This window comes from Paenibacillus sp. 2TAB26, from assembly GCF_052115145.1.
Classification (GTDB): Bacteria; Bacillota; Bacilli; order Paenibacillales; family Paenibacillaceae; genus Pristimantibacillus.
In genome coordinates this window covers 68,928-93,352 of the sequence record NZ_JBFRGC010000030.1, presented here as the reverse complement: position 1 = coordinate 93,352, position 24,425 = coordinate 68,928, and the positions used below count along the sequence as shown (strand labels likewise).

The following is a 24,425-nucleotide window of genomic DNA, read 5'->3' as shown; positions in this document are numbered from 1 at the left end:
GCATAACGATGGGCAACCATACGTGGGATAATAAAGATATTTTTGAATGGATCGACGACGAGCCGCGCTTGGTTCGCCCAGCAAATTATGCAGAAGGCGCTCCTGGACAAGGCATGGCTTTTATTAAGGCTGGCGGCAAGCAGCTCGCTATTATTAACTTGCAAGGCCGCACCTTTTTACCGCCAATCGATTGTCCATTCCGCAAAGCAGACGAATTGATCGAAGAGGCAAAAGAGCAAACGAACAATATCCTTGTTGATTTTCATGCGGAAGCAACCTCGGAGAAAATCGCAATGGGATGGCATCTCGATGGCAGAGCTTCTATCGTGCTTGGCACGCATACGCATGTACAAACGAATGATGATACGATCCTGCCTGGGGGCACGGCTTACATAACAGATGTTGGCATGGTTGGCCCTAAAGAAGGGGTGCTTGGCATGGAGCGAAACGCCGTTTTGCATAAATTTATTACGCAGCTGCCGGTTCGTTTTGTAGTGGATGAAGGAAAGTGGCATTTGCATGCAATCTCTGTTCAAATCGATGATGCGACGGGACAGGCACGGAAAATTGAGAAAATTCGTCTTACGGAAGATGAATGGCTTCTGATGTAATACTATGATTCTAGTGAAAGTTCTGACAATTCAGAACAGTTTGTTAATATGCGGAATAAAAGCAGGAATTTTTTAAACTCCCTCGAATACTATTTAAAAGTGGAATCCATCCAACAGTCCAAGGGGAGGTTCTTTTTATGGATGTATTAAAAGTTTCAGCAAAGTCCAATCCAAATTCCGTTGCAGGTGCGCTAGCTGGCGTTCTTCGTGAACGTGGTGGTGCGGAGCTGCAAGCCATTGGTGCTGGTGCGTTAAATCAAGCGATCAAAGCAGTTGCGATTGCTCGTGGATTTGTCGCTCCCAGCGGGGTGGATTTAATTTGCATACCGGCTTTTACTGACATTGTTATCGATGGGGAGGATCGAACAGCAATCAAATTGATTGTTGAACCTCGGTAGCAAGTCCAAGCGGCGTTAAGGTGTAAGCCAATTGGATTAAAAAACAATCGTTCGCCTGTTTACGTCGTAGACAGGTTTTTTTGCTGCAAATTATAAACGGTGAGGTGCGTCTATGAAAGTGGTAGATTTCCATTGCGATGTGCTATGCAAACTGTTGATTGATGAAAATTTATATTTTCAAGGCAATAAACCCGGCAAATTAGATGTTACATACGAGCGTTTAAAGGCTGCAGGAACGATCTTGCAAACTTTTGCAATCTATATTCCACAATCAATGAATGGTCGACTAGAGCCAATTTTGGAGAGCGTAGATCGTTTCCACCAGATGGTATTAAGCTGCGAGGACATGGTGTGGGTAAGGACAACCCATGACTTGGATTCTTGTATTAAGGATGGAAAAATTGGAGCATTACTGTCGCTTGAAGGTGTTGATGGTCTTCAAGGACAAATGTCGCTGCTTCGCATTATGCATCAATTAGGCATACGTGCAGCTGGAATGACATGGAATCATGCGAATTGGGCTGCGGACGGAGCGATGGAGCAGCGTGGCGGGGGCTTGACCGCAAAAGGGAAATTGCTAGTAGAAGAATGCAATAATTTGGATATACTAATAGATGTATCACATTTATCTGAACGTGCGTTCTGGGATGTTGCTGAGCTTTCCAAGAGACCGATCCTAGCTTCTCATTCAAATGCAAGAGCAATCTGTGATCATCCGCGAAATTTGAGGGATGCCCAAATTGAAAAAATAATTGAGATGCATGGAGTAGTGGGGGTTACTTTTGTGCCTTGGTTTGTATCCAGCGCGGAAGTCGTTGTCATCGATGATTTATTGCGTCATATTGAGCATATTTGTGAGCTAGGCGGAGCATCGCATATTATGCTCGGCTCTGATTTTGACGGAATTGATAGTTATATGAAACAATTAACGCATCCTGGAGAACTCATTAATCTTCAAGAGGCACTTCTTAAACGATATTCTGAGCAGCAAACCGAACAGTTTATGTCCGGCAATGCTCTTCGTTTCCTTCGGGAAAATCTCCCTTTTAACTAAAATGAATTCGATCTATTTGCGGTATGGGATTGATCGAAACAAACTATGCTTATATTAAGCGTTTACATCTTGATTTTTATAGATATGCGCTTTAAACTTGTTGTGACTGTTATGAATTATACTATATAATTACTTGATGAAATAGAATATTGCACGTTTTAGACAAAGAGGAGTTGGGCATTTTGATTAGTCAATTGTCTTGGAAGATCGGGGGACAACAGGGTGAAGGCGTCGAAAGTACAGACCGGATTTTTTCCACGGCGCTAAACCGTTTAGGCTATTATTTATATGGATATCGTCATTTCTCCTCGCGGATCAAAGGCGGACATACGAATAACAAAATTCGTATAAGCACGAAGCCGATTCGTGCTATTTCGGATGATTTGGATATTTTGGTTGCTTTTGACCAAGAAAGCATTGATTTGAATGCGAAGGAATTGCGTCTAGGCGGCGTTATCGTTGCAGATGCAAAGTTTAACCCAACGATACCTGAAGGCATAGATGCTAGACTGTTTGCTGTTCCGATTACGAAGATGGCTGAGGAGCTAGGCACTTCATTAATGAAAAACATGGTTGCCTCCGGCGCTTCTTGGGCGCTTCTTGGTCTTCCGCTTGAAGTATTCAATAAAGCGGTTGAAGAAGAGTTTGGACGCAAAGGTGCAGCTGTTGTAGAGAAAAATATCGAAGCGGTAAAAAGCGGCGCTGAATTTGTGCTGGAGCAAGCGGGCGGACCGCTTGACGAATTTAAGCTAGATGAGGCGGATGGGCAGCAGAAGCTGTTCATGATTGGCAATGAAGCAATCGGTCTAGGTTCTTTGGCAGCTGGTTGCCGTTTGATGGCGGCTTACCCGATCACACCAGCTTCCGAGATTATGGAATATTTAATTAAAAAGCTTCCGAAATTCGGCGGAACAGTCGTGCAAACGGAGGATGAAATTGCAGCGGTAACGATGGCGATTGGTGCAAACTATGCTGGCGTACGCACAATGACCGCTTCTGCGGGTCCTGGACTGTCCCTAATGATGGAGGCTATTGGTCTTGCAGGCATGACAGAAACACCGCTGGTCATCGTTAATACGCAGCGTGGCGGTCCTTCAACGGGTCTACCTACGAAGCAAGAGCAATCGGACTTGAACGCAATGGTTTATGGCACACATGGAGAGATTCCAAAAATCGTCATTGCTCCTGCATCGATTGAAGACTGCTTCTACGATACGATTGAATCGTTCAATTTGGCTGAGGAATATCAAGTACCGGTTATTCTGATGACCGATTTGCAGCTGTCGCTCGGCAAACAATCCTGTGATCAGCTTGATTACAGCAAAATTGAAATCAAACGCGGCAAACTAGTCGAGAATGTGCCTGCCCTTGAAGGCCACGACTTGTTTAAACGCTATGAGCTAACAGAAGACGGCATTTCCCCTCGTGTATTGCCTGGCGAGAAGGGCGGTCTGCATCATGTGACCGGCGTAGAGCATGATGAAACTGGACGTCCATCGGAGAATGCAATGAACCGTCAGCACATGATGGATAAGCGATTGAATAAGCTGAATGATATGTACATTCGTGAAGCTATTCGTGTTGACGCGCCTCATGAAACGCCTGATTTGCTTATTATCGGTATGGGTTCTACTGGCGGCACGATTGATGAAGCTAGAAGCTTGCTGACTCTAGATGGCGTGAAAACGAACCATATCACGATTCGTCAAATTCATCCGTTCCCAACTAAACCTCTGCTTCCTTACTTGCAAAATGCGAAAAAAGTAATTGTCATCGAAAATAATGCAACCGGACAGCTGGCAGGACAAATTAAAATGCATGCTGGTTTTGCAGAAAAAATCGATAGCTTGCTTAAATACGACGGTAACCCATTTTTACCTTCCGACGTTCACAAAGCATGTAAGGAGTTGAGTTTAGATGGCAACGTTCAAAGAGTTTAGAAATAATGTAAAACCTAACTGGTGCCCGGGCTGCGGAGACTTTTCTATTCAAGCGGCGATTCAACGTGCAGCAGCTAACGTAGGACTAGAACCTGAGAACCTAGCGGTTATATCAGGTATTGGATGTTCAGGCCGGATCTCTGGCTACATTAACGCTTATGGCTTCCATGGCATACACGGCCGCGTGCTGCCTATCGCACAAGGTGTAAAGCTTGCTAATCGCGAGCTTACCGTAATCGCTTCAGGCGGAGACGGAGACGGCTTCGCTATTGGTATGGGGCACACGGTTCACGCGATCCGTCGCAACCTGAATGTGACTTATATCGTAATGGATAACCAAATTTATGGCTTAACCAAAGGTCAAACTTCACCGCGCAGCGCGGAAGGCTTCAAAACAAAATCGACGCCGGAAGGCTCGATTGAGTCGACGCTGTCACCGCTTGAGATTGCGTTATCTGCGGGTGCAACATTTATTGCTCAATCATTCTCGAGTGATTTGAAGCAGCTGACGAAATTAATCGAAGAGGGAATCAACCACGAAGGTTTCTCCTTGATTAACGTGTTCAGCCCATGTGTTACCTTCAACAAAATCAATACGTACGACTGGTTTAAGGAAAATATCGTGAACTTGGAGCAATTCCCTGATTACGATCCAACAAACCGCGTGCAGGCGATGAACAAGATTATGGAAACAAACGGCATGCTCACAGGACTAATCTATCAGAATAAAACGCGAAAAGCCTATGAAGATTTGATTACAGGCTTCAAGCCCGAGGCTCTAGCTAAGCAAAATATCAAAATCACCCCAGAAGAATTCGATAAGCTTGTTGCCGAATTTAAATAAGTGGTATGATAAGCATGCGGCCAAAAGGCCGTATGCTTTTTCTTTCAACTCTGTGGAAAACAACAAAATTAAATCAGGAGAGTGACAACATGATACATAGAGGAGTACCAATCGGAGTATCTGCAAGACATATTCATTTATCACAGGAGCATGTTGAAATATTGTTTGGGGCAGGTTATGCGTTAACTGAAATGAAACCATTGTCTCAGCCAGGACAATACGCTGCGAATGAAACGGTAGCGGTTGTTGGTCCAAAAGGAACATTTGGAAAAGTAAGAATTCTCGGACCTGCACGGAAAGAGACGCAGCTCGAGGTATCGCGTACGGACGCATTTGCGTTAGGCGTTAACCCGCCAGTTCGGGAATCAGGTAATACAAAAGGCTCTGCAGGCATTAAGCTTCAAGGGCCTGCTGGAGAGGTTACAATCGAAGAGGGCGTCATTGTAGCGGCTCGTCATATTCATTTCCACACAAGCGATGCTGAGCGGTTTGGTATTGCGGACAAGCAGTCGCTGCGGGTTCGTTTCGCTGGCGAGCGCGGTGTCGTATTCGAAAATGTTGTTGCACGTGTATCTGATCAATTCGCACTTGATATGCATATTGATACAGATGAAGCAAATGCAGCAGGCGTGAAAAACGGAGATATGGCTGAAATCATAGATTAGTCAATAAAAAAAACAGCTTCCCTGTCGTCAGAGACGATGAGGAAGCTGTTTTTTTTGTTTGGAAAGATGGAATTAATGTCCCATCATCATGGATACTTCAGGTTTATTCTCAGCATTGGTGCCATCTTCTTGCTTCGGTCTGCGAAGCAGGAAGGCTGTGAGGGCGCCAACGATTGAAATGGATGCCAAGATGAAGAACGTATCCCCGTAAGAGGAGTACACTACATTTGGTCCTGGGTTAGTTACACTGTAATGCTCTACTCTGCTAGCGAGAATCGTCGACAAGCCGGCGATTGCAAAGGAAGTCATAACCTGCTGCGCAGCTGCGGTCAGCGAGGTTACGCGGCTAACGAGCTCCTTAGGAGCGGATTGCATAATATGTGTGTTAAGCGGCATCATCGACAAGCCCATACCTGCACCGAGAAGAGCAATCGGAATCATAAGAGTGAGAAGAGTCGTGTCCGCTGAAAGCTGGCTAAGGATGAAGCCTGCAATCGTAACAATGGATAAACCGGCAATGACGATTGGACGAGCTCCGAAGCGGTCAAACAGCTTGCCGCCGATCGGCATGAAAATACCTGCTGCTAAAGCTTGTGGAAGCAAAATAAGTCCAGTATCAAATGCGGAGTAACCTTTGGCGATTTGCAAGAAAATCGGAATTAAGAATAATGTTCCGAATAATGCGATTTGAACAATCCACTGCAAAATAATGCCGCGTGTGAAATTGCTTGATTTAAAGACGCGAAGCTCAAGCAAAGGCTCCTTGCGCTTCAGTTCTATGATGATGAAGAGGATAAGCGAAATACCGCCTACTATCATACCGATCAAAGCTTCAGGCGAGGTCCAGCCGCTGCCTGCGCCGCCTTCACCGCCGCCAGCAGAGCTTACGCCATAAGCAAGACTGGCAAAAGCAAGTGGGGCGAAAATCATACCTAAAAAGTCTAGGGAAGGAACATGTTTGCGTTCAATTTTTGGCAAGGTGCGAAGCCCTACGATAACGGCAATGACACCAATTGGAAGATTGATAATAAATATCCAATGCCAAGATACATAATCAACGAGCCAGCCTGCTACTACAGGGCCAAGAGCGGGAGCTAACAGCATTGGAATACCGATCATACCCATAACTGCTCCTTGTTTGCCAGGAGGGCTGAGTCTAAAGGTAAAGGCCATTGCGATTGGAGCAACCATACCGCCGCCAAGACCTTGAATGATACGGAATACGATAAGCTGTTCAGCGGTTGTTGCTAATGCACAAAGACCGGAACCAATCGTAAACATAATGATTGAGAACAAAAAGACTTGTTTGGCGCCAAAACGATCTGACATCCATCCCGCAAGCGGAATAACAGCAGCCTGTGCTAGTGCATAACCCGTAATGGTCCACTGCACAAGCGACATCGAGCTTTTGAAGTCGGCCATTAAACCTGGCATAGCGACATTCATTGCGGTGCCGTCCAAAATAACCATGAACATACCGACGATAATGGCAATCAGCGGTGCAATAATATTGCGCATGGACATCGGATCACCAGCAGGTGCTGCTTTTTTTGAAGCTGAAGCCATTTTATTTCCTCCTATCCAAATATGAGGGTCTATCCAACTATTGTTGACCTCTGTGTACCAGCAGGCTACAATAAAAGGTGACCGCTTCTATGAGCGGACAATTGTCCGCATTACTGAATAATAAAGACGAATGGGGCAATTGTCAATCGTAAGATTTGTAAACGCGGAAAAAGGAGATAGGAACGATGACTGCACCAGAAAACAGCAGAACGAAACAAGCGCTCAGCAAAGCGATTTTGCGTACGGCTAATCACTTGTTTACGGAGCATGGGGTAGAATCGGTCAGTATGCATCAAATCGCCAAATCAGTCGGTATTGGACAAGGCACCTTGTACCGGAGGTATTCAAACAAAGGTGATTTGTGTATGGATATGATGAAAGAGAATTTTGAAATTTTCATCAATGAGATCGACGCGTATTTGACAGAAGAGGCTATGCTGTCCGTACATGAGCGATTGAGCGGAGTTATGCGCAAAATTATAGCGTTTATCGATAAGGAATCGAAATGGCTTGGCGTGATGCAATCTTTTAATAAAATCGAACTTGAACATCCTAAAGGTGATTTTTTCCAATCACCCCCTTATCTTTATTTGCATACTGTCCTGCGCAGCTTGTTTGAGGAAGCAATGGAGAAAGAGCAAATTAAGCCTATTGATCCTTGTTATGCTGCTCATTCCTTTATATCCATTCAATCCCCGCATACGTTTAGGCAATTGCGGTACGTGATGGGCTACACTTGTGAAGAAATACAGGACCGGTTTTGCAAGACATTTATTGATCCTTTATTTCGATAATTGATTAGTAATGTAAAAGAGAGGACAGCGTATATGCTGTCCTCTCTTTTATTTGTTTTGAAATTATAGCTGATGCGCAGTCAGCACTGGAGAAATAATGTATAGTGTATCTTCGTTGTTGGTCGGCCTAACTAAGATCGGTTTATTTTTTCCTGTAAATCGCAACAACACTTGTGTGCTGTCAATCGCTTGCATAATATCTCTCATATATTTTCCATTGAAAAAAACAATAAGCGGCTCACCAAAAATAGGGTTAATAGCGAACTTTTCCGAGACATCGCCTATCTCAGCTGCTGCTGCAAATAATTCGATTTCACAAGATGAAATGCGCATCCCGATGGCATGTGTATCACTAACGAGCAAGCTGACGCGTTGGACGGCCCGAAGAAAAGGAGCAGTGTTCATCRTTATTTCGGTTGAAAAGGTTTGTGGCACCAATCTTTCAACTACAGGAAATGTGCCTTGAATAAGCAGCGATTGCATACTGAAATTTAATGTGTTGAAGGAAATGACCTGGTCTGAAATCGTAATTTGTGTTTTGCTAGATCCATCTGACAACATTTTGGAATAATCGGACAAATGTTTTGCTGGAATAACAAACGGAACTGAATCTGAGCTGTTTTCACTTAGATTTGAGGTGCTTGTAGCAAGCCGAACGCCATCGGTAGCAGAAAGCCTCAGCTTTCCATTAATGGTTTGACAAGAAATGCCTGTCAATATCGGTTTCACTTCAGAAGTGGAAGCTGCAAACGAAACTTGCTTCACAATCTTTTTAAACTCTATATTATCGATTTGAAATTTAGCTGTATTCTCTAAGCTGCGCATATCTGGAAATTGTGAAACATCCATTGTAGCCAGACTGTAAATAGAATGATCTGATTCAATATGTATAAAATTATGTTTTAACTCTGCGAGCTTTACTTTGCTTTCAGTTGAAAAACTGCGGACAATATCGAGCAAAAGACGAGCGGGGATAACTGTACTTCCTTCTTTATCAATTTTAAGGTGGTCACAATGACAAGGGATAATATATTGAAGAGTCATAGATGTATTGCAGGCTGTGAGAGAAAGACCAGGGGCTCCGGCTTGAATTTTAATGCCTGAAAGAATAGGGGAAACTGCTCTTAATGCCAAACCAGCAGCAATATGCTGAAGTCCAATATGCAACGATTGCTGTCTCACTTCAACAAGCATGATTGTCACCCGTCTTTACAATAATTTGTCGTGTGTATTTAATGATGACTCTATTATTCCGCGAATTACTTCAGATCGGGAGAGACCAGATGTTTTGCACCGATTTTCAAGCTCGCTCCAGACCTCATTGGTGAGCGTTAACGAAATTTTTTTAGTCTCCCCAAATCCCTTTCTTCCGGCTCCAGCACGAGGTCCTCCACGGGAAAACATGATGGAAACCTGTCCTTCTTCGTCGGGCACAGCAATTTTAATCTTTTTTCCAGCCATAAAACTACTCCTTTTTCATTTGAATAAGGTTACTCTAATCAATAATCTATATATTAACTTTAGCATGTAAATTATGACATTGCAATGTGGGTTCTAAAACATTAATCAATGTCCATTTGTATGACTGCCATTTGACTATACATATCAATAAAAATGATAGTAAAAGAAAGAAACCATTTCTATAAGCTTTTTTTTGATTTGCTTGTGATGGATTAGGCGGGGGCGTTATGATATAATTTCTAATTGATATGTTCAAATGAATAAATATAATTGATTATGGAAATTGCAGATAAAGGAAGTGAATCCCTATGACGAAGGAGACCAAAAGCACACCAGACTTAAAATCTGGCACGGGTGTTAAGGACTACTCCAAGTATTTCGATTTTTCGGATGCAAAGATTTTACGAGAAGAAGATGGCATGACTACCGTTCGAATTAAAGGTCGGAATATACAAATCAACTCTGCTCCCAATCACAAGGATGAGAAGAAGCGGGGCAAAGAGGATATCGAGGTGCATTATGACTTTGCGATTCCTGCTGAGCTTCGATCGATGGGTATAGGCAAGTTTTATTTAATCCAAACGTATGGCTGCCAAATGAACGAGCATGACACCGAAGTCATGAAGGGCATGTTCGAAGAAATGGGATATACAGCTACAGAGGATCGAAATCTTGCAGATGTGATCTTACTTAATACATGTGCCATTCGTGAGAATGCTGAAGATAAGGTGTTTGGCGAGCTTGGCCATTTGAAAGCGCTGAAGAYGGAGAAACCGGATTTGCTGTTAGGTGTTTGCGGCTGTATGTCACAGGAAGAATCGGTTGTAGGACGTATTTTGCAAAAGCATTCTTTTGTAGATATGATCTTTGGTACGCATAACATTCATAGACTTCCATACTTGCTGCAAAATGCTTATTTCAGTAAAGAACTGGTCGTTGAGGTATGGTCCAAGGAAGGCGATATTATCGAAAATATGCCTAAGAAACGCGAAGGAATGCGTGCTTGGGTTAATATTATGTACGGATGCGATAAGTTTTGTACGTATTGCATCGTGCCATATACACGCGGGAAAGAGCGCAGCAGACGTCCAGAAGATGTTATTGCTGAAGTGCGCGACTTAGCTAGACGAGGATTTAAAGAAATTACATTGCTAGGGCAAAATGTTAATGCTTACGGCAAGGATTTTGAGGACATCAGCTATCGCTTTGGCGATCTGATGCATGATATGTCCAAAATTGACATTCCGCGTATTCGCTTTATGACGAGCCATCCGCGTGATTTTGACGATCATTTGATTGAGGTGCTTGGAACAGGCGGCAATTTGGTTGAGCATATTCATTTGCCTGTACAGTCCGGCAGCACCGAAATATTGAAACGAATGAGCCGCAAGTATTCACGCGAGATGTATCTAGAGCTGGTTRCTAAAATTAAAAAAGCAATACCTGGCGCGATGCTCACTTCAGATATAATCGTCGGTTTCCCTGGTGAAACAGACGAGCAGTTCGAGGATACGATGACGCTGGTGAAAGAAGTTGGCTTTGATTCGGCTTATACGTTCCTTTACTCTCCGCGTGAGGGTACACCTGCCGCTAGTATGGAAGATAATGTTCCGCTAGAGGTGAAAAAAGCTCGTTTACAGCGTCTCAATGCACAGCTTGCTGCAAATGCGAGAGAAAAGAATGAGCAGCTTCGCGGTGAAATTGTCGAGGTTCTCATTGAAGGCGAAAGCAAAAACAACGCTAACGTCCTTTCCGGACGGACGCGTACGAATAAATTAGTGCATTTGGAAGGTCCAAAGGAATGGGTTGGCCAGTTTATTATGGCTAAGGTTACCGAGGCACAAACTTGGTATATCAAAGCCGAAAGTATAGAACAGGATGCACAAGAAGCCGTTAGCTAACGGTAAAACAGGAGAGATGACAAATGGCAGAGCAGCATACAGCAGATAATCAAGCAGCGCAATGTGACCATGATCATGAGCATGGCGAAGGCTGTGGAATTCCGAGTTTCCATACTCGCGATCTCATCGTTCGAGAGGATATTTCGAAAAAAGCGAAAGAATTAGCAAATCTCATCTTTACTTCAGAGGAAGTACAGCACTACCGCCGCGCAGAGCTGCAAATTAACGGCAATGAGCGTGTGCAGCAGTTGATTACAAAAATTAAGAAAAAACAAAAGGAAGTTGTTGCTTTCGAGACCACTTTCAAAAATGCAGACATGGTTAAAAAGATCGAAGGCGAAATGGAAGAGCTGCAGGACGAGCTTGATGGCATTCCTATCGTGTCCGAGTTCCAACAAAGTCAAAGCGACATCAATTATTTGCTTCAGCTTGTTATTTCGATCATCCGTGATACCGTGTCTGAGAAAATCAACGTTGAGGATGCGTCAGAGCCAGCCCCTGAAGAGTGCAGTGACTAAAATAAGCTAGACTAGCGTTATAAGCCGTATGTATTGCAGCTCCTTTTTTGGGATGCAGACATGCGGCTTTCATTTTTACATATGAAATGTAACTTTTTTCAAATTAACAGAACTGGCGGAAGGGATAAATCCAAATGAAATATAGACAAATAAACCAAAACACTGAAGAAGATTTTCAAGATTTAGAATTCGATATCATTGAAAGTCATGTGATAAATCATCGAAATTATTTTCTTGTTCATGGTCAATATGGAAATGAAATTGTTGGCTTTGAAGTGCTAATAAACAAGGATATGATTCCTGGATGGAATCAGGGAGAAATCAATCAAGAGGCATTTTATTTTGAGGGAATAACTCTTAAATCAATTGGTAAAGAATCAGATGCGTTCATTACGGCTTTGTTGGAGCTTTATGGCTATGAGGGAGAATTAAAGTGTGATGATGAAATCTCATTTACATGTTTTGCACTAGAGGGTGACCCTAGAAATATTGCAAATGAAGATATTAAGTTTAAGGCCTTTTTCGATGATAATAATGAACTTGATTTGTATTGCGAAATATATATGAATATATCGGTACAGAATAAGGTTTTTGAATTGAAAGAAAAGGATACTGAATATCGCGGGAACATTTTAAGAACTTTAGGAAAGTAACTCGCGAGGCATTTCAAAGTAGATGTCTAAAACAAAAACCGCTATATTCCGATTCAAGATGCATAATCGGAGAAAGCGGTTTTTTGCTTTCATAGAACAGCGGTTTTAAACATTAAAAGTTGTTTTCTCTTCGCTATTTCTTACGGTTGACGAGCGTATGTGGACAATGTAAGGTGTTAAAGAGGTTGCTAAAATAGCGCCAGCCAATGATTTAAGTGCATCACCGATAATGAACGGATAGAATCCGACCGTCATCGCTTTCTGGAACGAAAGGTCCAGAGCATTCATAAGCCATGGAATGCCTGGAATGTATGAGGTGATGGAGCTGAATAGCTCGAAAATGATGAAAAAAACAATAAAAGCTAAGGCTTTATTTCCCTTGGACATTTTACTGCGTAGAAATCCGCCAATCGCTAGGCTAATCAATAGCGAACAGAACGGGAAGGCGAATATAAAGCCGCCAGTAGGTCCTGTTAGATGAGGGATACCGCCTTGCCCACTAAATAGGGGCAGGCCGATAGCAGCAAGCAAAATGACGATGAATATGCTGAGGAAAGCGTTGCGCGGCGTCAGAAAGAGACCGGCTAATCCAACAGCCAAGGTTTGAAGAGTAATCGGGACAAATGAGCCGCCGAACTTAATTGTCAAAGAGCTCATGACGATAAACAAAGCTGCGAACAAAGAAATAAAGACGAGTGAGCGAATGTTGCTGGTTTGCATAATGATGTTAGTCTCCTTTATGTACTTGCGATATTATTGTTAACCATTTATATTTAAAACGGGTTAACAAATCGAATTGTAGCATAGCCTATCGTTTTCGGGAAGAGGTTGGGTGAAATTTTTTGAATCAGAGCAATCAGGTACAATTGAAGCAGGTTACCGTTACGCCTCCGGCAATAGGTGAAGGACAAAAACGGAAACCAATAATAAAAGATATTTCGTTTGTTATAAAAGAGGGAGAATGGATTACTCTGCTTGGCTGCAATGGAAGCGGGAAAAGCACAGTTGCGAAAGTAGCTGCTGGTTTTCGGGTAGCAGGCGTCAGCGGTCAAGTCTTAAGGAACATTCATATTGCTGCAAAGGGGAAGCCGATTCCAATTGTTATGCAGCAGCCTGAGGCAGCGATGATCGGGGCAACGCCACTCGAGGATATTATTGTCATGCTGGAGCAGAATGAGCAGGAAGCGGCCAGTATTCGATCTGAAGCCGAGCACGCGCTGCAAAGAGTAGGCATGGGTGAGAGAATGCATCAACCGATTGAAACCTTATCCGGAGGGCAGAAGCAGCTCGTTGCGATTGCGGGGTGTTTGGCATTAAAAGCGCCCATGCTTGTGCTTGATGAGGTAACAGCGATGCTGGATCCAGAAGCAGCAATCTCTGTGCTGGAGCAAACAAGAAGTTTGCAGCAAGCCGGAATTACGGTCATTTGGATTACGCAGAAGCTGGAGGAGCTGCAGGCGGGAGATCGAATCGTTGCGATGAATGCCGGTACGATTATGTACGATGGCGGGGTAGAAGCCTGGTTTGCTAGATCGGCTGCGGGAGCAAGGGATAGTTTTTGTGAGCAGCTTGGTTTGGAGGCTCCTTATTGTGCTCAGGTGGCATGGGAGTTAGAGGAGCAGGGTGTGAAGCTTTCGCCTTTTCCGTTCACAGCAACTATGCTGGCAGAGGCGGTGAAGCAATATGGGCGCTGACTGGCAGTTAAACGGCGTTAGCGTGCACGCGGAGAATGACAATGAAAAACAGCTGCTAAAAGAAGTACATACGTCCTTTAAAGCAGGTGAAATCACACTTTTAATCGGGCGAAATGGTGCTGGGAAGTCAACGCTGCTTGAGACATTGGCGGGCATACGATCGATTCAAAGCGGAAATATTGAGCTGGGCACCGATCAGCTATGGTTGGAGAATGGCCGCCGCAGCCGCCTAAATCCAGAAGTGGTGCTTAAGCTTGGCATATCGATGCAAAATGCGGAGTCACAGTGGTTTGCGTCATCTGTACGAGAAGAAATGGTTTATTCTCTCAAGCCATATAAGCTCGATTCATCCATAATCGAGGAGAGAATCGCGGAAGCTCTTGCGAGAGTAGGGCTTCCAGTGGAGCTGTTGGAGCGTGATCCATGGACGCTCAGCGGCGGTCAGCAGCGACGGCTGTCACTCGCCTGCTTATTGGCGTGTGAGCCGGATTGGCTGCTGCTGGATGAGCCGACGGCGGGGTTAGACGCCGGAGGTATTCGCCGCTTGTGCGCGGTGCTGGAAGCGCACAGGGCGGCTGGGCGCGGAGCGGTCGTGGCAACGCACGACCTCGACGCGCTGCTGCCGCTGGCGGACGCGGTCGCCGTCGTTGACGGCGGCACGGTCCGCGCAGCGGCTAAGGCGGTGGCGATCGCGCATGCCGCCTCTGCGCCGCAGGCGCTTCGCGCGCTGGACGCGCTGCGCGAGGAAGCGGCTATGCCGCTGGAGCAGTTCATCCAGCACGCAGACGCGGATGAGGCGCCTTGGCCGGCGCCGCAAGAACTAGCTGCGGCGATTTCCATTGCACTCGCGAGTCGAGCCGGCCAGAAATCAGGAGCAACAGCAGTTGTAACCAACGGTGCTGCAAGCATAGATACTGAGCACAACAAGCCAAACACGTTTTCAATAGAAGAACCAAAAGAAGAACCAAAAGAAGAACCAAAAGAAGAACCAAAAGAAGAACCAAAAGAAGAACCAAAAGGTAAACTCGCTGAAAAAACGTTAACAGAGGTTTCTCAATTAGGAGCCGCTAAACCATCGGTTTTGCTGCGTTCAGATTATTTCGATCCTCGTGCGCTTGTACTCGTTTATTTATTTCTATCTGCGAGCATTTTTGCGCAAAAAACAGCATTGGAGCTAACGGTCGCAGCTGTTTCAACGATTTTGCTTTTAATTCCGTTTCGTACACTCATTTGGCCTTGGAGACGAGTCATTCGCGCGTATGCCATTATGATTATTATTTTTTGCGTAATAGCAGGAATTGGCATTCGTCCGCTTTCCTTTGATTTGGACAAGGTTTCGCCAATAGTTATTCGATTAGGCAAGCTTTTGTTGATTATGCTTTTAGGCCTGCCTATGCTAAAGCTGATGACGCCTTTACGACTTCAGCGCTCGCTTGAGCAAACCTTTGGTTTCCTAGAGAGGCTGAAGGTGCCCATTCATTCGTTTGCAATCATCGTCACTCTTATTTTTCGGTTTATTCCTTTACTAACAGGAGAGTGGGAGCGGTTTGCGAAGCTGGCTCATGCAAGAGGAAAGGCGGTTACGCCTCTTAAGACGGTACCGATGAAAAGGCTTCTACCGATTCTTATACCCTACGTACGTTCAATATTGCGTCTTGCGGAGCAAATGGCGGATGCGCTTGAAGCACGCGGCTTTGGTTATGCGAAGCGAAAGCCGACTTATAGCTTTCGGCTTCGCTTCGGACGAGCAGATGCTCGTCTAATGAGTATTGCAGCAGCAGCAGGCTCATTGCTATTTCTTATTTCTGTATTGTTTTAAAAAAGGGAGAACCTGCGAAACCCAACGTCCATCTTCATCAGCAAGCAGCGAATGCCATCCGTGCAGCGCTGCTTGCTTTGTGTTTTTAGGATGATCATCAACAAATAAAACAAAGCTGTCAGGCGGCAGCAGTTCATTTACTTTGTCAAAAATAGCTGGATGAGGTTTTTGGAGTGCTGCTTCGCTTGAGATCGTGATACTTTTCAAATAAGGCTTGATAGGTGTAATGATGGGTTCAACCCATGCAGGTAAATGATTGCTTAACACATGAATATCAGCAACAGCATTCCAATTGCCGATTTCTGAAAAGGCAGGAAGCGGCAGTAGGCATCTATCGATAAAACTTCTGGCTAGCGCACTAGTTAAGTTTGGCGTATATTCAGCAATCCAGCTCCAAAATTGTTTCTCTGTTATTTGGCCTGTCCATAGCCGCTCGCTAATTTGCTGCTTATATTCGGAGTAAAGTTGTTCTTCAGAAACGATCGCTTCCGCAGCTAGCAGCTGCCAGAAGAGCGGCGACAGGTTTGTCGCCAGCACGCCTCCAATATCGAGCACGAGCTGCGGCTTAATCATCCGCTTACCTCCTCTGCATGATTCGTGCGCGCGGCAAACTTAGCTTTGCGATCTGACATCGCCCACTTGATTACAAGTGCAAATGCGACAGCTCCAAGCAGTGAGCCAAATAGGAAACCTCCGTTCAATCCCCAGCTTTCATTGAGCCAACCAGCAAGGAATGGTCCAGAGAACATTCCAATGGCATATAGCGCTTGATATAAGCCCATTGCTGTTGCACGGCCAGGAAGCTCGACATCTCGAATCGCCAGTCCCAGCAGAAGCGGCATATGTAAGCCTTGCGCAAAACCATTAATCGCCTGCGTTGCGACAAGTATACCAAAAGAATCCGCAAACACCATTGCTCCTGTGCAAATGGTACTCAATATAAAGCCAGCGCCAATCGTACCCCAATAGCCGAATTTAGGCGTAAACCACCTCGCTGTAACGAGTGAGGCAAAAGCATGGGGGAGCATAAAAGAAAATACGAGCAAGGTGAGCTTCAGACCGTCTGCACCCATTTCTTGAGCTTTGAGCGGTGTAAATCCGAACATCGTTATAAAAAGAATGCCATGAGCAAGGATGGACAACAAAGAAACCTGCAGCAATGTTTTAGTTTTTACCACATTTTTGATCATGGCAAACGACATTCCTGGCTGTTCTTTGAGCTCCGAGCGAGGCTCTTTCAGCATGAAAGCGAGCACTAGACCAAGGACAGCAATGACAGCGCCTACAATAAATGGAGCACTTGAGCTAAAACCATCCGTTAACCATCCGCTAAAGAGCATGCCGATCATTTGTCCGGATACCGTCATCACGCTAATATTGCCCATTGCACGACCTGTCTGCCCGGCTCCAAAATAGCTGGCGTAAAGCACTGTGAACGCGACCCAAGTAGATGCGCAAACGCCTGCCATCAATCTGCCAGCAAGCGGCCATACCCATGAATCAGGGATGAGGAACAGCAAACAGCTTATCGCAGCGGTTAGCATCCCTAATAGGATGAAAGGCTTGCGCTTTCCGAAACGATCTGACAAAATGCCGAGCGGAAATCTTACGAACATTTGAACAAAACCATAGCTTCCAAGCACGATGCCGATAAAAGGCAAGGACAATCCCCGATCACTAAGGTAAGGTGAAAGCGTAGGGACATATACATACATGGAAGTCCAATATAAAATGGTTATAGTAGTAAAAAGCAATCTTTGTGCTCCAGAGATTTGATTCATCGTTGTGGAAGCCCCCTTCGCTTTCACTTTATCGCAAGTCTGGTTCGGTTGTCACTTCCTATTTTGGGCGCTATAATGAAAACTTTGTACAGCAAAGAACGTATTAGGTAGACAATTATTATTATTCTTACAAGAAAAAAAACACTTACTGATGAGGAGAATGTTCATGCAAACAGAAAAACGCAAAACAAAAAGCTGGATGAAGGAAGTAAGAGAATGGGTCGTCTCGCTTGGAATTGCCGTCGTTGTAGCGCTGCTTTTCCAAAACTATGTTTATGCTCAATCGGAAGTACATAATGTATCTATGCAAAATACGCTGGTCGCTGGACAACGATTAATCGAAGACAAATGGTCTTACCGGCTTCATGAACCTCGTCACGGCGACATCGTTATTATTAGCGGACCAGAGAGCGATTTGCGTTTAATTAAACGTGTCGTAGGCTTGCCTGGAGACGTGGTTGATATCCAAAACGGGGAAGTATATTTGAATGGCGAAAAAATCGAAGAGCAATATGTTAAGGGTCAGACAGTAGCTGGCAGTGTTTCAGTGCCTTTTACAGTTAAAGAAGGACAGCTGTTTGTTATGGGTGACAATCGTGAGCATAGTATGGATAGCCGTGAACTTGGTCCAATTGCTAGATCCAGCATCGAAGGCAAAGCCGTATTCCGTATTTGGCCGCTGCCTAAGTTCGGTACACTGAGCGAATAATTATTTTATAGCATTAAATAAAAACGTCATTAATTATATGCACAAAATCATCAAACGTAATACTTTTGTAAGAAATGGTTACAAATTCGTTTAGAAATAGCCGTTATGATTAACCATAGAAACAACGAGAGAAACACACTTAACAAAAAAGCAGCAGCGAGGCGTGAACAGGATTGTCCATTCGAGTAAAGCTGTATATGTCATACTTGGCGATGATTTTTGTACCGATCATATTAATGAGTGCTTTTATGATATTTATCTTTTATGCTCGCGGAGTTGAGGATGTTCGACATTATTATGAAAATGAGAACAGAGAGCCTTATCTTCAAGCCTTGGTGTATGGCGAATTATCCTATGTGCTTCGCAATGATTCCGGTGAGCTCGAGAAGAAGGAATACGTAGCCGAAATTCAAGAGCGATTAGGTAAGCTATGGGCAGGACTTCTTATTTCCAGGGATGGGAAGATTACTTCTGTAGCGCCTTTCTTGGAACAGTCAGCTGTTCATGCTGATTGGCAGCAATTATTGGACGAGCCGCCTTCGAAGGTTGCATTTAATTCATTTCGATTCGAAACGAGTACCGTCGATTTTATTTATCCTGATGGGGGAGAGGGTCGAGCTGTTCTGTTCCGGCGAAATGATACGGTTCCTATCTATTGGAGGCCGGTCGGCACAGCTTTCAGTTTAGCTTTTATTGGATTAACGAGCTTGCTGCTTACTTACTTTGTTTCAAGAAGCATCATTCGTCCCATTAAAAAACTAGAAGCCGCAGCTCTACAAATTAAGGATGGCGATTTGTCGCACAAGGTAGAAGCCACGACGAAAGGTGAAATCGGACAGCTTAGCATCGCCTTTGAGGATATGAGGGTAAGATTGAAGCAGTCGATTGATCAAAGCCTTCAGTATGAAGAAAACCGTAAAATGCTGCTGTCTCATATCTCGCATGATTTGAAAACGCCAATATCTGCGATTAAAGGGTATGTTGAAGGGATCATGGATGGCATTGCGAACACGGATGAAAAGCGGAAGCGCTACATGGAGACGATTTATCGTAAAGCTACAGATATGGATCAATTAATTGATGAGCTGTTCCTATTCTCGAAGCTTGATCTTCAAACGGTTGCCTTTGATTTTAAAGTGATGGACATTAAACGCTACTTAGAATATTTTTTGGATGAGCAGCGGTTTGATCTGGAAAAATCAGGTGTAGGATTGCATTATATCGAGCATGGTTCTGATCCGCTGATGATCGCAGCCGATCCTGACAAGCTAAGCCGTGTTTTAACTAATATACTGAACAATTGTGTCAAGTATATGGGACAATCTTCTGGTCTCGAAAAACATAACATCGTTGTTCGAGTAACAGAACTGGAAGAGCACGCTCTGATTGAAATTGAGGATTCAGGTCCCGGAATTGAGAAGGATGATTTGCCTTATATCTTCGATCGTTTCTATCGCGCGGAGCAATCACGCAATTTAGAGACAGGTGGAAGTGGTCTCGGTCTTGCAATCGTCAAACAAATTATTGAAGGGCACGGCGGTACGGTCTGGGCGGAAAATGCAGAGCATGGAGGTGCGTTGTTCTGTCTAAAATTGCCTAAGTCAGTATCCGTCAAAACGGTGGGTGGTCATGAAGAGCATACTAATTATTGAAGATGAGAAAGCCATTGCCGAGCTGGAACGAGATTACTTGGAAAGTTACGGTTTTAACGTTCAAATTGAAGGGAGAGGTGATATAGGACTTGAGAAAGCGCTCGAAGGAAAGTTTGATCTTATCATATTAGATGTAATGCTTCCTAAAATCGACGGCTTTGAAATTTGTCGTCAAATTAGACAAACGATCAATATTCCAGTGCTGATGGTAACCGCGAAAAAAGAGGATATTGATAAAATACGAGGATTAGGACTTGGCGCTGACGATTATATGACCAAGCCCTTCAGTCCAAGTGAGCTGGTAGCACGCGTGAAAGCTCATTTGGCTCGTTACGAGCGTTTGACAGCTGACAAAGGGGAGCGAGGCGAGCATATTCGCATACGCGGATTGTTTATCGATAAGCCTTCACGAAGAGTCATGATACATGAGCAGGAAGCGATGCTTACTTCAAAGGAATATGAGCTTCTGCTGCTTTTAGCTTCACACCCTAATCGCGTGTTTGAGAAAGAAGAGTTGTTTGAACGTATTTGGGGGCTTGATTCAAATGGAGACGCAGCTACGGTTACGGTTCATATTCGGAGGCTGCGTGAGAAAATTGAGCATGACCCATCCAAACCTCAATATATAGAAACAATTTGGGGAGTGGGCTACCGTTTTAAAGTATAGATAGAAGATGAGGAGTGGGAGAGATTGAAGAGCATCATCCGATTTTCGCTTAATAACAAATTTGCTTTGTGGATTTTGACGCTGCTTGTGTTATTTGCTGGACTTTATTCAGGAATGAATATGAAAATGGAAACATTGCCCGATATTACGGTTCCAATCGTAAGCGTCACAACTGTATTGCCGGGTGCTGCACCTGAAGAGGTAATGGAGAAAATTACGAAGCCGATTGAGCAGCGGACTCGCAATCTTAAAGGTGTTAAAGTCATTAGCTCAACATCCTATGAGAATGCTTCATCTGTCGTTATTGAGTACTCCTATGAGACAGATATGGAAAAGGCGGAAGCGGAAGTTAAAAATATCCTCTCCGAGATTAAGCTTCCAACAGGAACGCAAACCCCATCCGTTTCACGGATCAGCTTGAATGCATTCCCTGTCCTTGCGATGAGTATCTCCAATGAAAAGATGAATTTGGAGCAGCTTACGAAGGAAATAGAAGAAAATGTGTTGCCGCGCTTTCAAGGTATTGAAGGTGTAGCGAGCATTCAAGTTTCTGGACAAAATGTTAAGGAAGGTGAACTATCCTTCAAAACGGATAAGCTAAAGCAAATCGGCTTAACCGAAGAGATGGTGAAAGGCATCATCCAAGCGTCAGCTATTTCTGTACCGCTAGGTATTTATGAATTTGGCGAGACAGAGAAGGCGCTGGTCGTTGATGGAAACATAACGACAGAGAGTGATTTGAAAAACTTAGTCATCGTGCCAGGTGTTAAGCTTAGCGATGTTGCTGATTTAAGCATCGTAGGCAAAGCAGAGTCTATTTCTCGTACGAATGGCAAAGACTCCATTGGTTTTAACGTAGTCAAAGCGGCTGATTCGAATACGGTTGACGTTGTTAATAATGTAAAAGCAGAAATAAAAGAGCTTGAAGGCAATAATGATGGTTTGTCTATTGTAACGACACTTGATCAAGGCAAGCCGATCGAGGATTCCGTTCACACGATGTTAAGCAAGGCGGTAATCGGCGCATTGTTCGCTGTCATTATCATTATGATTTTCTTGCGCGATATTCGTTCCACGATTATTGCTGTTGTTTCGATTCCACTTTCCATCCTGATCGCTCTCCTGATTTTGAGTAGGATGGATATTACACTGAACATTATGACACTTGGTGCGATGACCGTCGCGATTGGGCGGGTAATCGATGACTCGATTGTCGTTATCGAGAATGTATATCGACGAATGGCGCTCCCTACAGAGAAGATGAAGGGCAAGGAATTAATTCTTGATGCGACGAAGGAAATGTTCGTACCGATTTTGGCTTCCACAATCGTAACGATTGCCGTATTCCTGCCTCTTGGACTTGTTTCGGGCATGATTGGTGAAATGTTCCTGCCGTTTGCATTAACGATTGTATTTGCTCTACTAGCATCATTGCTTGTTGCCATTACGGTTGTACCAATGCTGGCGCATATGATGTTCCGCAAAGGGATGAAAGCTGGCAAGGCGCATCACGATAAGCCGGGCCGCTTAGCGGAATGGTACAAAGGTGCACTTCGCTGGTCGCTTGATCATAAATTGGTTACTTTTGGTTTAGCAACACTTCTACTTATCGGAAGTTTGTTCCTGCTCCCAGTGATTGGAACGAGCTTCATCGCTGGCGACGAACAGAAAATGATGATTGTTTCCTATAATCCAGCACCTGGAGAAACACTTGAACAGGTAGAGAAAATGGCTCTTGAAGCTGAAAAGAAATTGCTCGATCGTGAAGGTGTTACAGTCGTGCAATATGCAGTCGGCAGCCAAAATCCATTTAGCCCAGGAGCTTCAAAACAAGCGTTGTTTAACTTGAGCTATGATGAGGATTATGCTGGTTTTACTGCTGAGAAAGAAAAAATTGTACCTATGCTGCAAGAGCTAGGCGGCAAAGGCGAATGGAAACAGCAGGATTTCGGAGGCGGAGGTCTTGGCGGATCGGGCATATCGATGCTTGTGTATGGTCAGGATATGAACACGGTTCAACCTATCGTGGATGACCTTATGAAGAAGCTTGCAGATCATAAGGATTTGAAAAATATTGATTCCAGCTTATCAGAAACGTATGAGCAGTATCGCATTGTAGCTAATCAAGAGAAGCTTAGTCAAAACGGATTAACAGCAGGCCAGATTGCAATGGCACTTAGTCCGGTTCGCGAGCGTCCCGTTCTGACGACAGTAGAAGTGGATGGCGAGGAATTTAACGTTTATGTGAAGGTTGATACAAAAACCTATACGAATAAATCAGATCTAGAGAATGTAAAATTGACTACTCAGTTAGGTACTGAAGTTGCTTTGAAAGATGTCGTGACTATCGAAGAAGGTGAATCGCCGAATACGATAACAAGACGTGATGGTCGTATGTATGCTGAGATTTCAGCAGATGCAACTTCATCTGACGTCGGCAAGGTTTCGGCAGAATTGCAGAAAATGATTGATGAGACTGATCTTCCTGCTGGCGTCGATATCGAAATGGGCGGAGTAACGGAGCAGATCAATGAGTCATTTATGCAGCTAGGCTTAGCAATGCTTGCAGCGATTGCTGTCGTTTATCTCGTGCTTGTCATTACATTTGGTGGAGGACTTACACCATTCGCAATTCTGTTCTCCCTTCCGTTTACGATTATCGGTGCACTAGTAGCACTGTTAATTGCAGGAGAAACACTGAGCGTTACCGCAATGATCGGTGCCCTGATGCTCATTGGTATCGTGGTCACGAATGCGATCGTCCTTGTTGACCGTGTTATTCAAAAAGAGAGAGAAGGACTTTCCGTCCGCGAATCACTTATTGAAGCAGCGGGTACACGTCTTCGTCCGATTCTAATGACGGCGATTGCAACCGTTGGTGCATTGCTTCCGCTTGCATTTGGATTCGAATCAGGCGGTTTGATTTCTAAAGGTATGGCGGTTACCGTAATTGGCGGCTTGACGAGCTCAACACTGCTCACGCTCATTATCGTACCTATCGTTTATGAGTTCTTGAACCGTAAACGCAAACCACGCACTGCAGAAGAAGCATAACGATTCGAGATAGCAGAGAGGCTGTCACAAGGTCATTGACCTTGTAGACTGCCTCTTTTTTTAGTTGTTCCGTTTGCATAATGGGCGACTAGGTAAATGGATTAGTAACACTAGCGGAGCTTTTTTCATACGTATATGTCATGAACGATTATCGGCATATGACCAGTTTGGGTTGTTCTCATTTTCATTTCCTATTTTGTGAGTGCCGATGATAATCACATGAACATATAACGGAGGCTACTAAGATGAATGAATTTAAGAACGATCTTCAAAATTTGAACATGGATGCATTTAAATCGAGTGGAATGACGCCGAATGCTGGTCAAGGTCAAATGGATCCAAATAATGCTCGTTTGTGTATCGGCTTTTGTATTGGTTTTTGTATCGGGTTTTGTTCATGCGGCGGCTGTGGCGGGTGCGGCGGCTGCGGAGGTTGTGCAAGATGCGGTGGCTGTGCTCGCTGCGGAGGCGGCTGTGCCCGCTGTGCTGGCTGTGCCCGTTGCCGTTAGTCAACTAAATATTCAGATGTAAATAGAAGGTTCAAGACACCCCTGCAAACGCTTTTCGGGATGCTGGGGTGTCTTTCTATGCGAGTGCAGGTATGACGGACAAATAGCCATACATATCTTTATAGAGGAACTCTT

General features: G+C 44.3%; 23 protein-coding genes. 17 read left to right on the top strand and 6 right to left on the bottom strand.

The window, feature by feature from the left end; translation table 11 throughout:
* From AB4Z50_RS28710 to pduL, 6 genes are all read left to right on the top strand, one after another.
* Positions 1-611, top strand: a 611-nt coding sequence (locus AB4Z50_RS28710) for a TIGR00282 family metallophosphoesterase (RefSeq protein ID WP_441884754.1), incomplete at its 5' end; no start/stop codon positions are given.
* Between the two features lie 137 nt (positions 612-748).
* Entirely contained in the window at positions 749-1,009 is a 261-nt protein-coding gene (locus AB4Z50_RS28705) for a stage V sporulation protein S (RefSeq protein WP_006036664.1), read from the top strand.
* A 112-nt stretch (positions 1,010-1,121) separates the two neighbouring features.
* Positions 1,122-2,063, top strand: a complete 942-nt coding sequence (locus AB4Z50_RS28700; protein ID WP_441884751.1) for a dipeptidase — start codon at positions 1,122-1,124, stop codon at positions 2,061-2,063.
* 182 nt (positions 2,064-2,245) lie between these two features.
* On the top strand, positions 2,246-4,003 hold the full coding sequence (locus tag AB4Z50_RS28695; protein ID WP_339208989.1) for a 2-oxoacid:acceptor oxidoreductase subunit alpha: 1,758 nt from the start codon (positions 2,246-2,248) through the stop codon (positions 4,001-4,003).
* Positions 3,981-4,847 carry a 2-oxoacid:ferredoxin oxidoreductase subunit beta gene (locus AB4Z50_RS28690; RefSeq protein WP_076269213.1) on the top strand — a complete coding sequence of 289 codons (867 nt, stop codon included), beginning with the start codon at positions 3,981-3,983 and terminating at the stop codon, positions 4,845-4,847. The genes AB4Z50_RS28695 and AB4Z50_RS28690 overlap by 23 nt, the downstream gene beginning before the upstream one ends.
* Positions 4,848-4,936: 89 nt before the next feature.
* Positions 4,937-5,512 (top strand): phosphate propanoyltransferase, encoded by a 576-nt coding sequence (gene pduL / locus AB4Z50_RS28685; protein WP_372239009.1) that lies wholly within the window; start codon positions 4,937-4,939, stop codon positions 5,510-5,512.
* A 72-nt stretch (positions 5,513-5,584) separates the two neighbouring features.
* Here the strand turns inward: pduL and AB4Z50_RS28680 are convergent, their stop codons facing one another.
* Positions 5,585-7,078, bottom strand: coding sequence for a DHA2 family efflux MFS transporter permease subunit (locus AB4Z50_RS28680; RefSeq protein ID WP_441884748.1), 1,494 nt, complete (start codon positions 7,076-7,078; stop codon positions 5,585-5,587).
* A 185-nt stretch (positions 7,079-7,263) separates the two neighbouring features.
* On the opposite strand from AB4Z50_RS28680, the gene AB4Z50_RS28675 reads away from it, so the two are divergent.
* The gene (locus AB4Z50_RS28675) at positions 7,264-7,872 is read left to right on the top strand and encodes a TetR/AcrR family transcriptional regulator (protein ID WP_441884746.1); all 609 of its coding nucleotides are present in this window, start codon (positions 7,264-7,266) and stop codon (positions 7,870-7,872) included.
* Positions 7,873-7,935: 63 nt separating this feature from the next.
* On the opposite strand, the gene dnaN is transcribed toward AB4Z50_RS28675, so the two are convergent.
* Entirely contained in the window at positions 7,936-9,066 is a 1,131-nt protein-coding gene (gene dnaN, locus AB4Z50_RS28670; RefSeq protein WP_441884744.1) for a DNA polymerase III subunit beta, read from the bottom strand.
* 15 nt (positions 9,067-9,081) lie between these two features.
* Positions 9,082-9,333, bottom strand: a complete 252-nt coding sequence (locus tag AB4Z50_RS28665; protein ID WP_441884742.1) for a CopG family transcriptional regulator — start codon at positions 9,331-9,333, stop codon at positions 9,082-9,084.
* 308 nt (positions 9,334-9,641) lie between these two features.
* Here AB4Z50_RS28665 and miaB point away from each other — a divergent pair, with 308 nt between their 5' ends.
* The 3 genes from miaB to AB4Z50_RS28650 all read left to right on the top strand — a co-directional run bounded on the left by miaB (position 9,642) and on the right by AB4Z50_RS28650 (position 12,405).
* Positions 9,642-11,234, top strand: a complete 1,593-nt coding sequence (gene miaB / locus AB4Z50_RS28660) for a tRNA (N6-isopentenyl adenosine(37)-C2)-methylthiotransferase MiaB (protein ID WP_441884740.1) — start codon at positions 9,642-9,644, stop codon at positions 11,232-11,234.
* 23 nt (positions 11,235-11,257) lie between these two features.
* Positions 11,258-11,752 carry a RicAFT regulatory complex protein RicA family protein gene (locus tag AB4Z50_RS28655; protein WP_076269237.1) on the top strand — a complete coding sequence of 165 codons (495 nt, stop codon included), beginning with the start codon at positions 11,258-11,260 and terminating at the stop codon, positions 11,750-11,752.
* 134 nt (positions 11,753-11,886) lie between these two features.
* Entirely contained in the window at positions 11,887-12,405 is a 519-nt protein-coding gene (locus AB4Z50_RS28650) for a hypothetical protein (protein WP_441884738.1), read from the top strand.
* Between the two features lie 105 nt (positions 12,406-12,510).
* Here the strand turns inward: AB4Z50_RS28650 and AB4Z50_RS28645 are convergent, their stop codons facing one another.
* Complete coding sequence (locus tag AB4Z50_RS28645) at positions 12,511-13,125, bottom strand: biotin transporter BioY (protein WP_441884736.1); 615 nt, start codon at positions 13,123-13,125, stop codon at positions 12,511-12,513.
* 122 nt (positions 13,126-13,247) lie between these two features.
* Here AB4Z50_RS28645 and AB4Z50_RS28640 point away from each other — a divergent pair, with 122 nt between their 5' ends.
* A complete protein-coding gene (locus AB4Z50_RS28640; protein ID WP_441884735.1) occupies positions 13,248-14,099 on the top strand; it encodes an ATP-binding cassette domain-containing protein in 852 nt (283 codons plus the stop codon).
* Positions 14,089-15,918: an ATP-binding cassette domain-containing protein gene (locus tag AB4Z50_RS28635; RefSeq protein ID WP_441884733.1), complete on the top strand. Its 1,830-nt coding sequence runs from the start codon at positions 14,089-14,091 to the stop codon at positions 15,916-15,918. Before AB4Z50_RS28640 ends, AB4Z50_RS28635 begins: the two co-directional genes overlap by 11 nt.
* Here AB4Z50_RS28635 and AB4Z50_RS28630 read toward each other — a convergent pair.
* Positions 15,892-16,491: an HAD family hydrolase gene (locus AB4Z50_RS28630; RefSeq protein ID WP_441884731.1), complete on the bottom strand. Its 600-nt coding sequence runs from the start codon at positions 16,489-16,491 to the stop codon at positions 15,892-15,894. The genes AB4Z50_RS28635 and AB4Z50_RS28630 overlap by 27 nt on opposite strands.
* Complete coding sequence (locus AB4Z50_RS28625; RefSeq protein WP_441884729.1) at positions 16,488-17,699, bottom strand: MFS transporter; 1,212 nt, start codon at positions 17,697-17,699, stop codon at positions 16,488-16,490. The genes AB4Z50_RS28630 and AB4Z50_RS28625 overlap by 4 nt, the downstream gene beginning before the upstream one ends.
* A 166-nt stretch (positions 17,700-17,865) precedes the next feature.
* On the opposite strand from AB4Z50_RS28625, the gene lepB reads away from it, so the two are divergent.
* From lepB to AB4Z50_RS28600, 5 genes are all read left to right on the top strand, one after another.
* Positions 17,866-18,408, top strand: a complete 543-nt coding sequence (gene lepB, locus AB4Z50_RS28620) for a signal peptidase I (RefSeq protein ID WP_339209012.1) — start codon at positions 17,866-17,868, stop codon at positions 18,406-18,408.
* Positions 18,409-18,581: 173 nt separating this feature from the next.
* A complete protein-coding gene (locus AB4Z50_RS28615; protein ID WP_441884727.1) occupies positions 18,582-20,060 on the top strand; it encodes a sensor histidine kinase in 1,479 nt (492 codons plus the stop codon).
* Positions 20,038-20,727, top strand: coding sequence for a response regulator transcription factor (locus AB4Z50_RS28610; protein ID WP_076269246.1), 690 nt, complete (start codon positions 20,038-20,040; stop codon positions 20,725-20,727). The genes AB4Z50_RS28615 and AB4Z50_RS28610 overlap by 23 nt, the downstream gene beginning before the upstream one ends.
* Before the next feature lie 24 nt (positions 20,728-20,751).
* Positions 20,752-23,781: an efflux RND transporter permease subunit gene (locus AB4Z50_RS28605; RefSeq protein WP_441884725.1), complete on the top strand. Its 3,030-nt coding sequence runs from the start codon at positions 20,752-20,754 to the stop codon at positions 23,779-23,781.
* A gap of 315 nt (positions 23,782-24,096) precedes the next feature.
* Positions 24,097-24,312: a hypothetical protein gene (locus tag AB4Z50_RS28600; protein WP_441884723.1), complete on the top strand. Its 216-nt coding sequence runs from the start codon at positions 24,097-24,099 to the stop codon at positions 24,310-24,312.
* Positions 24,313-24,425: the final 113 nt, after the last annotated feature.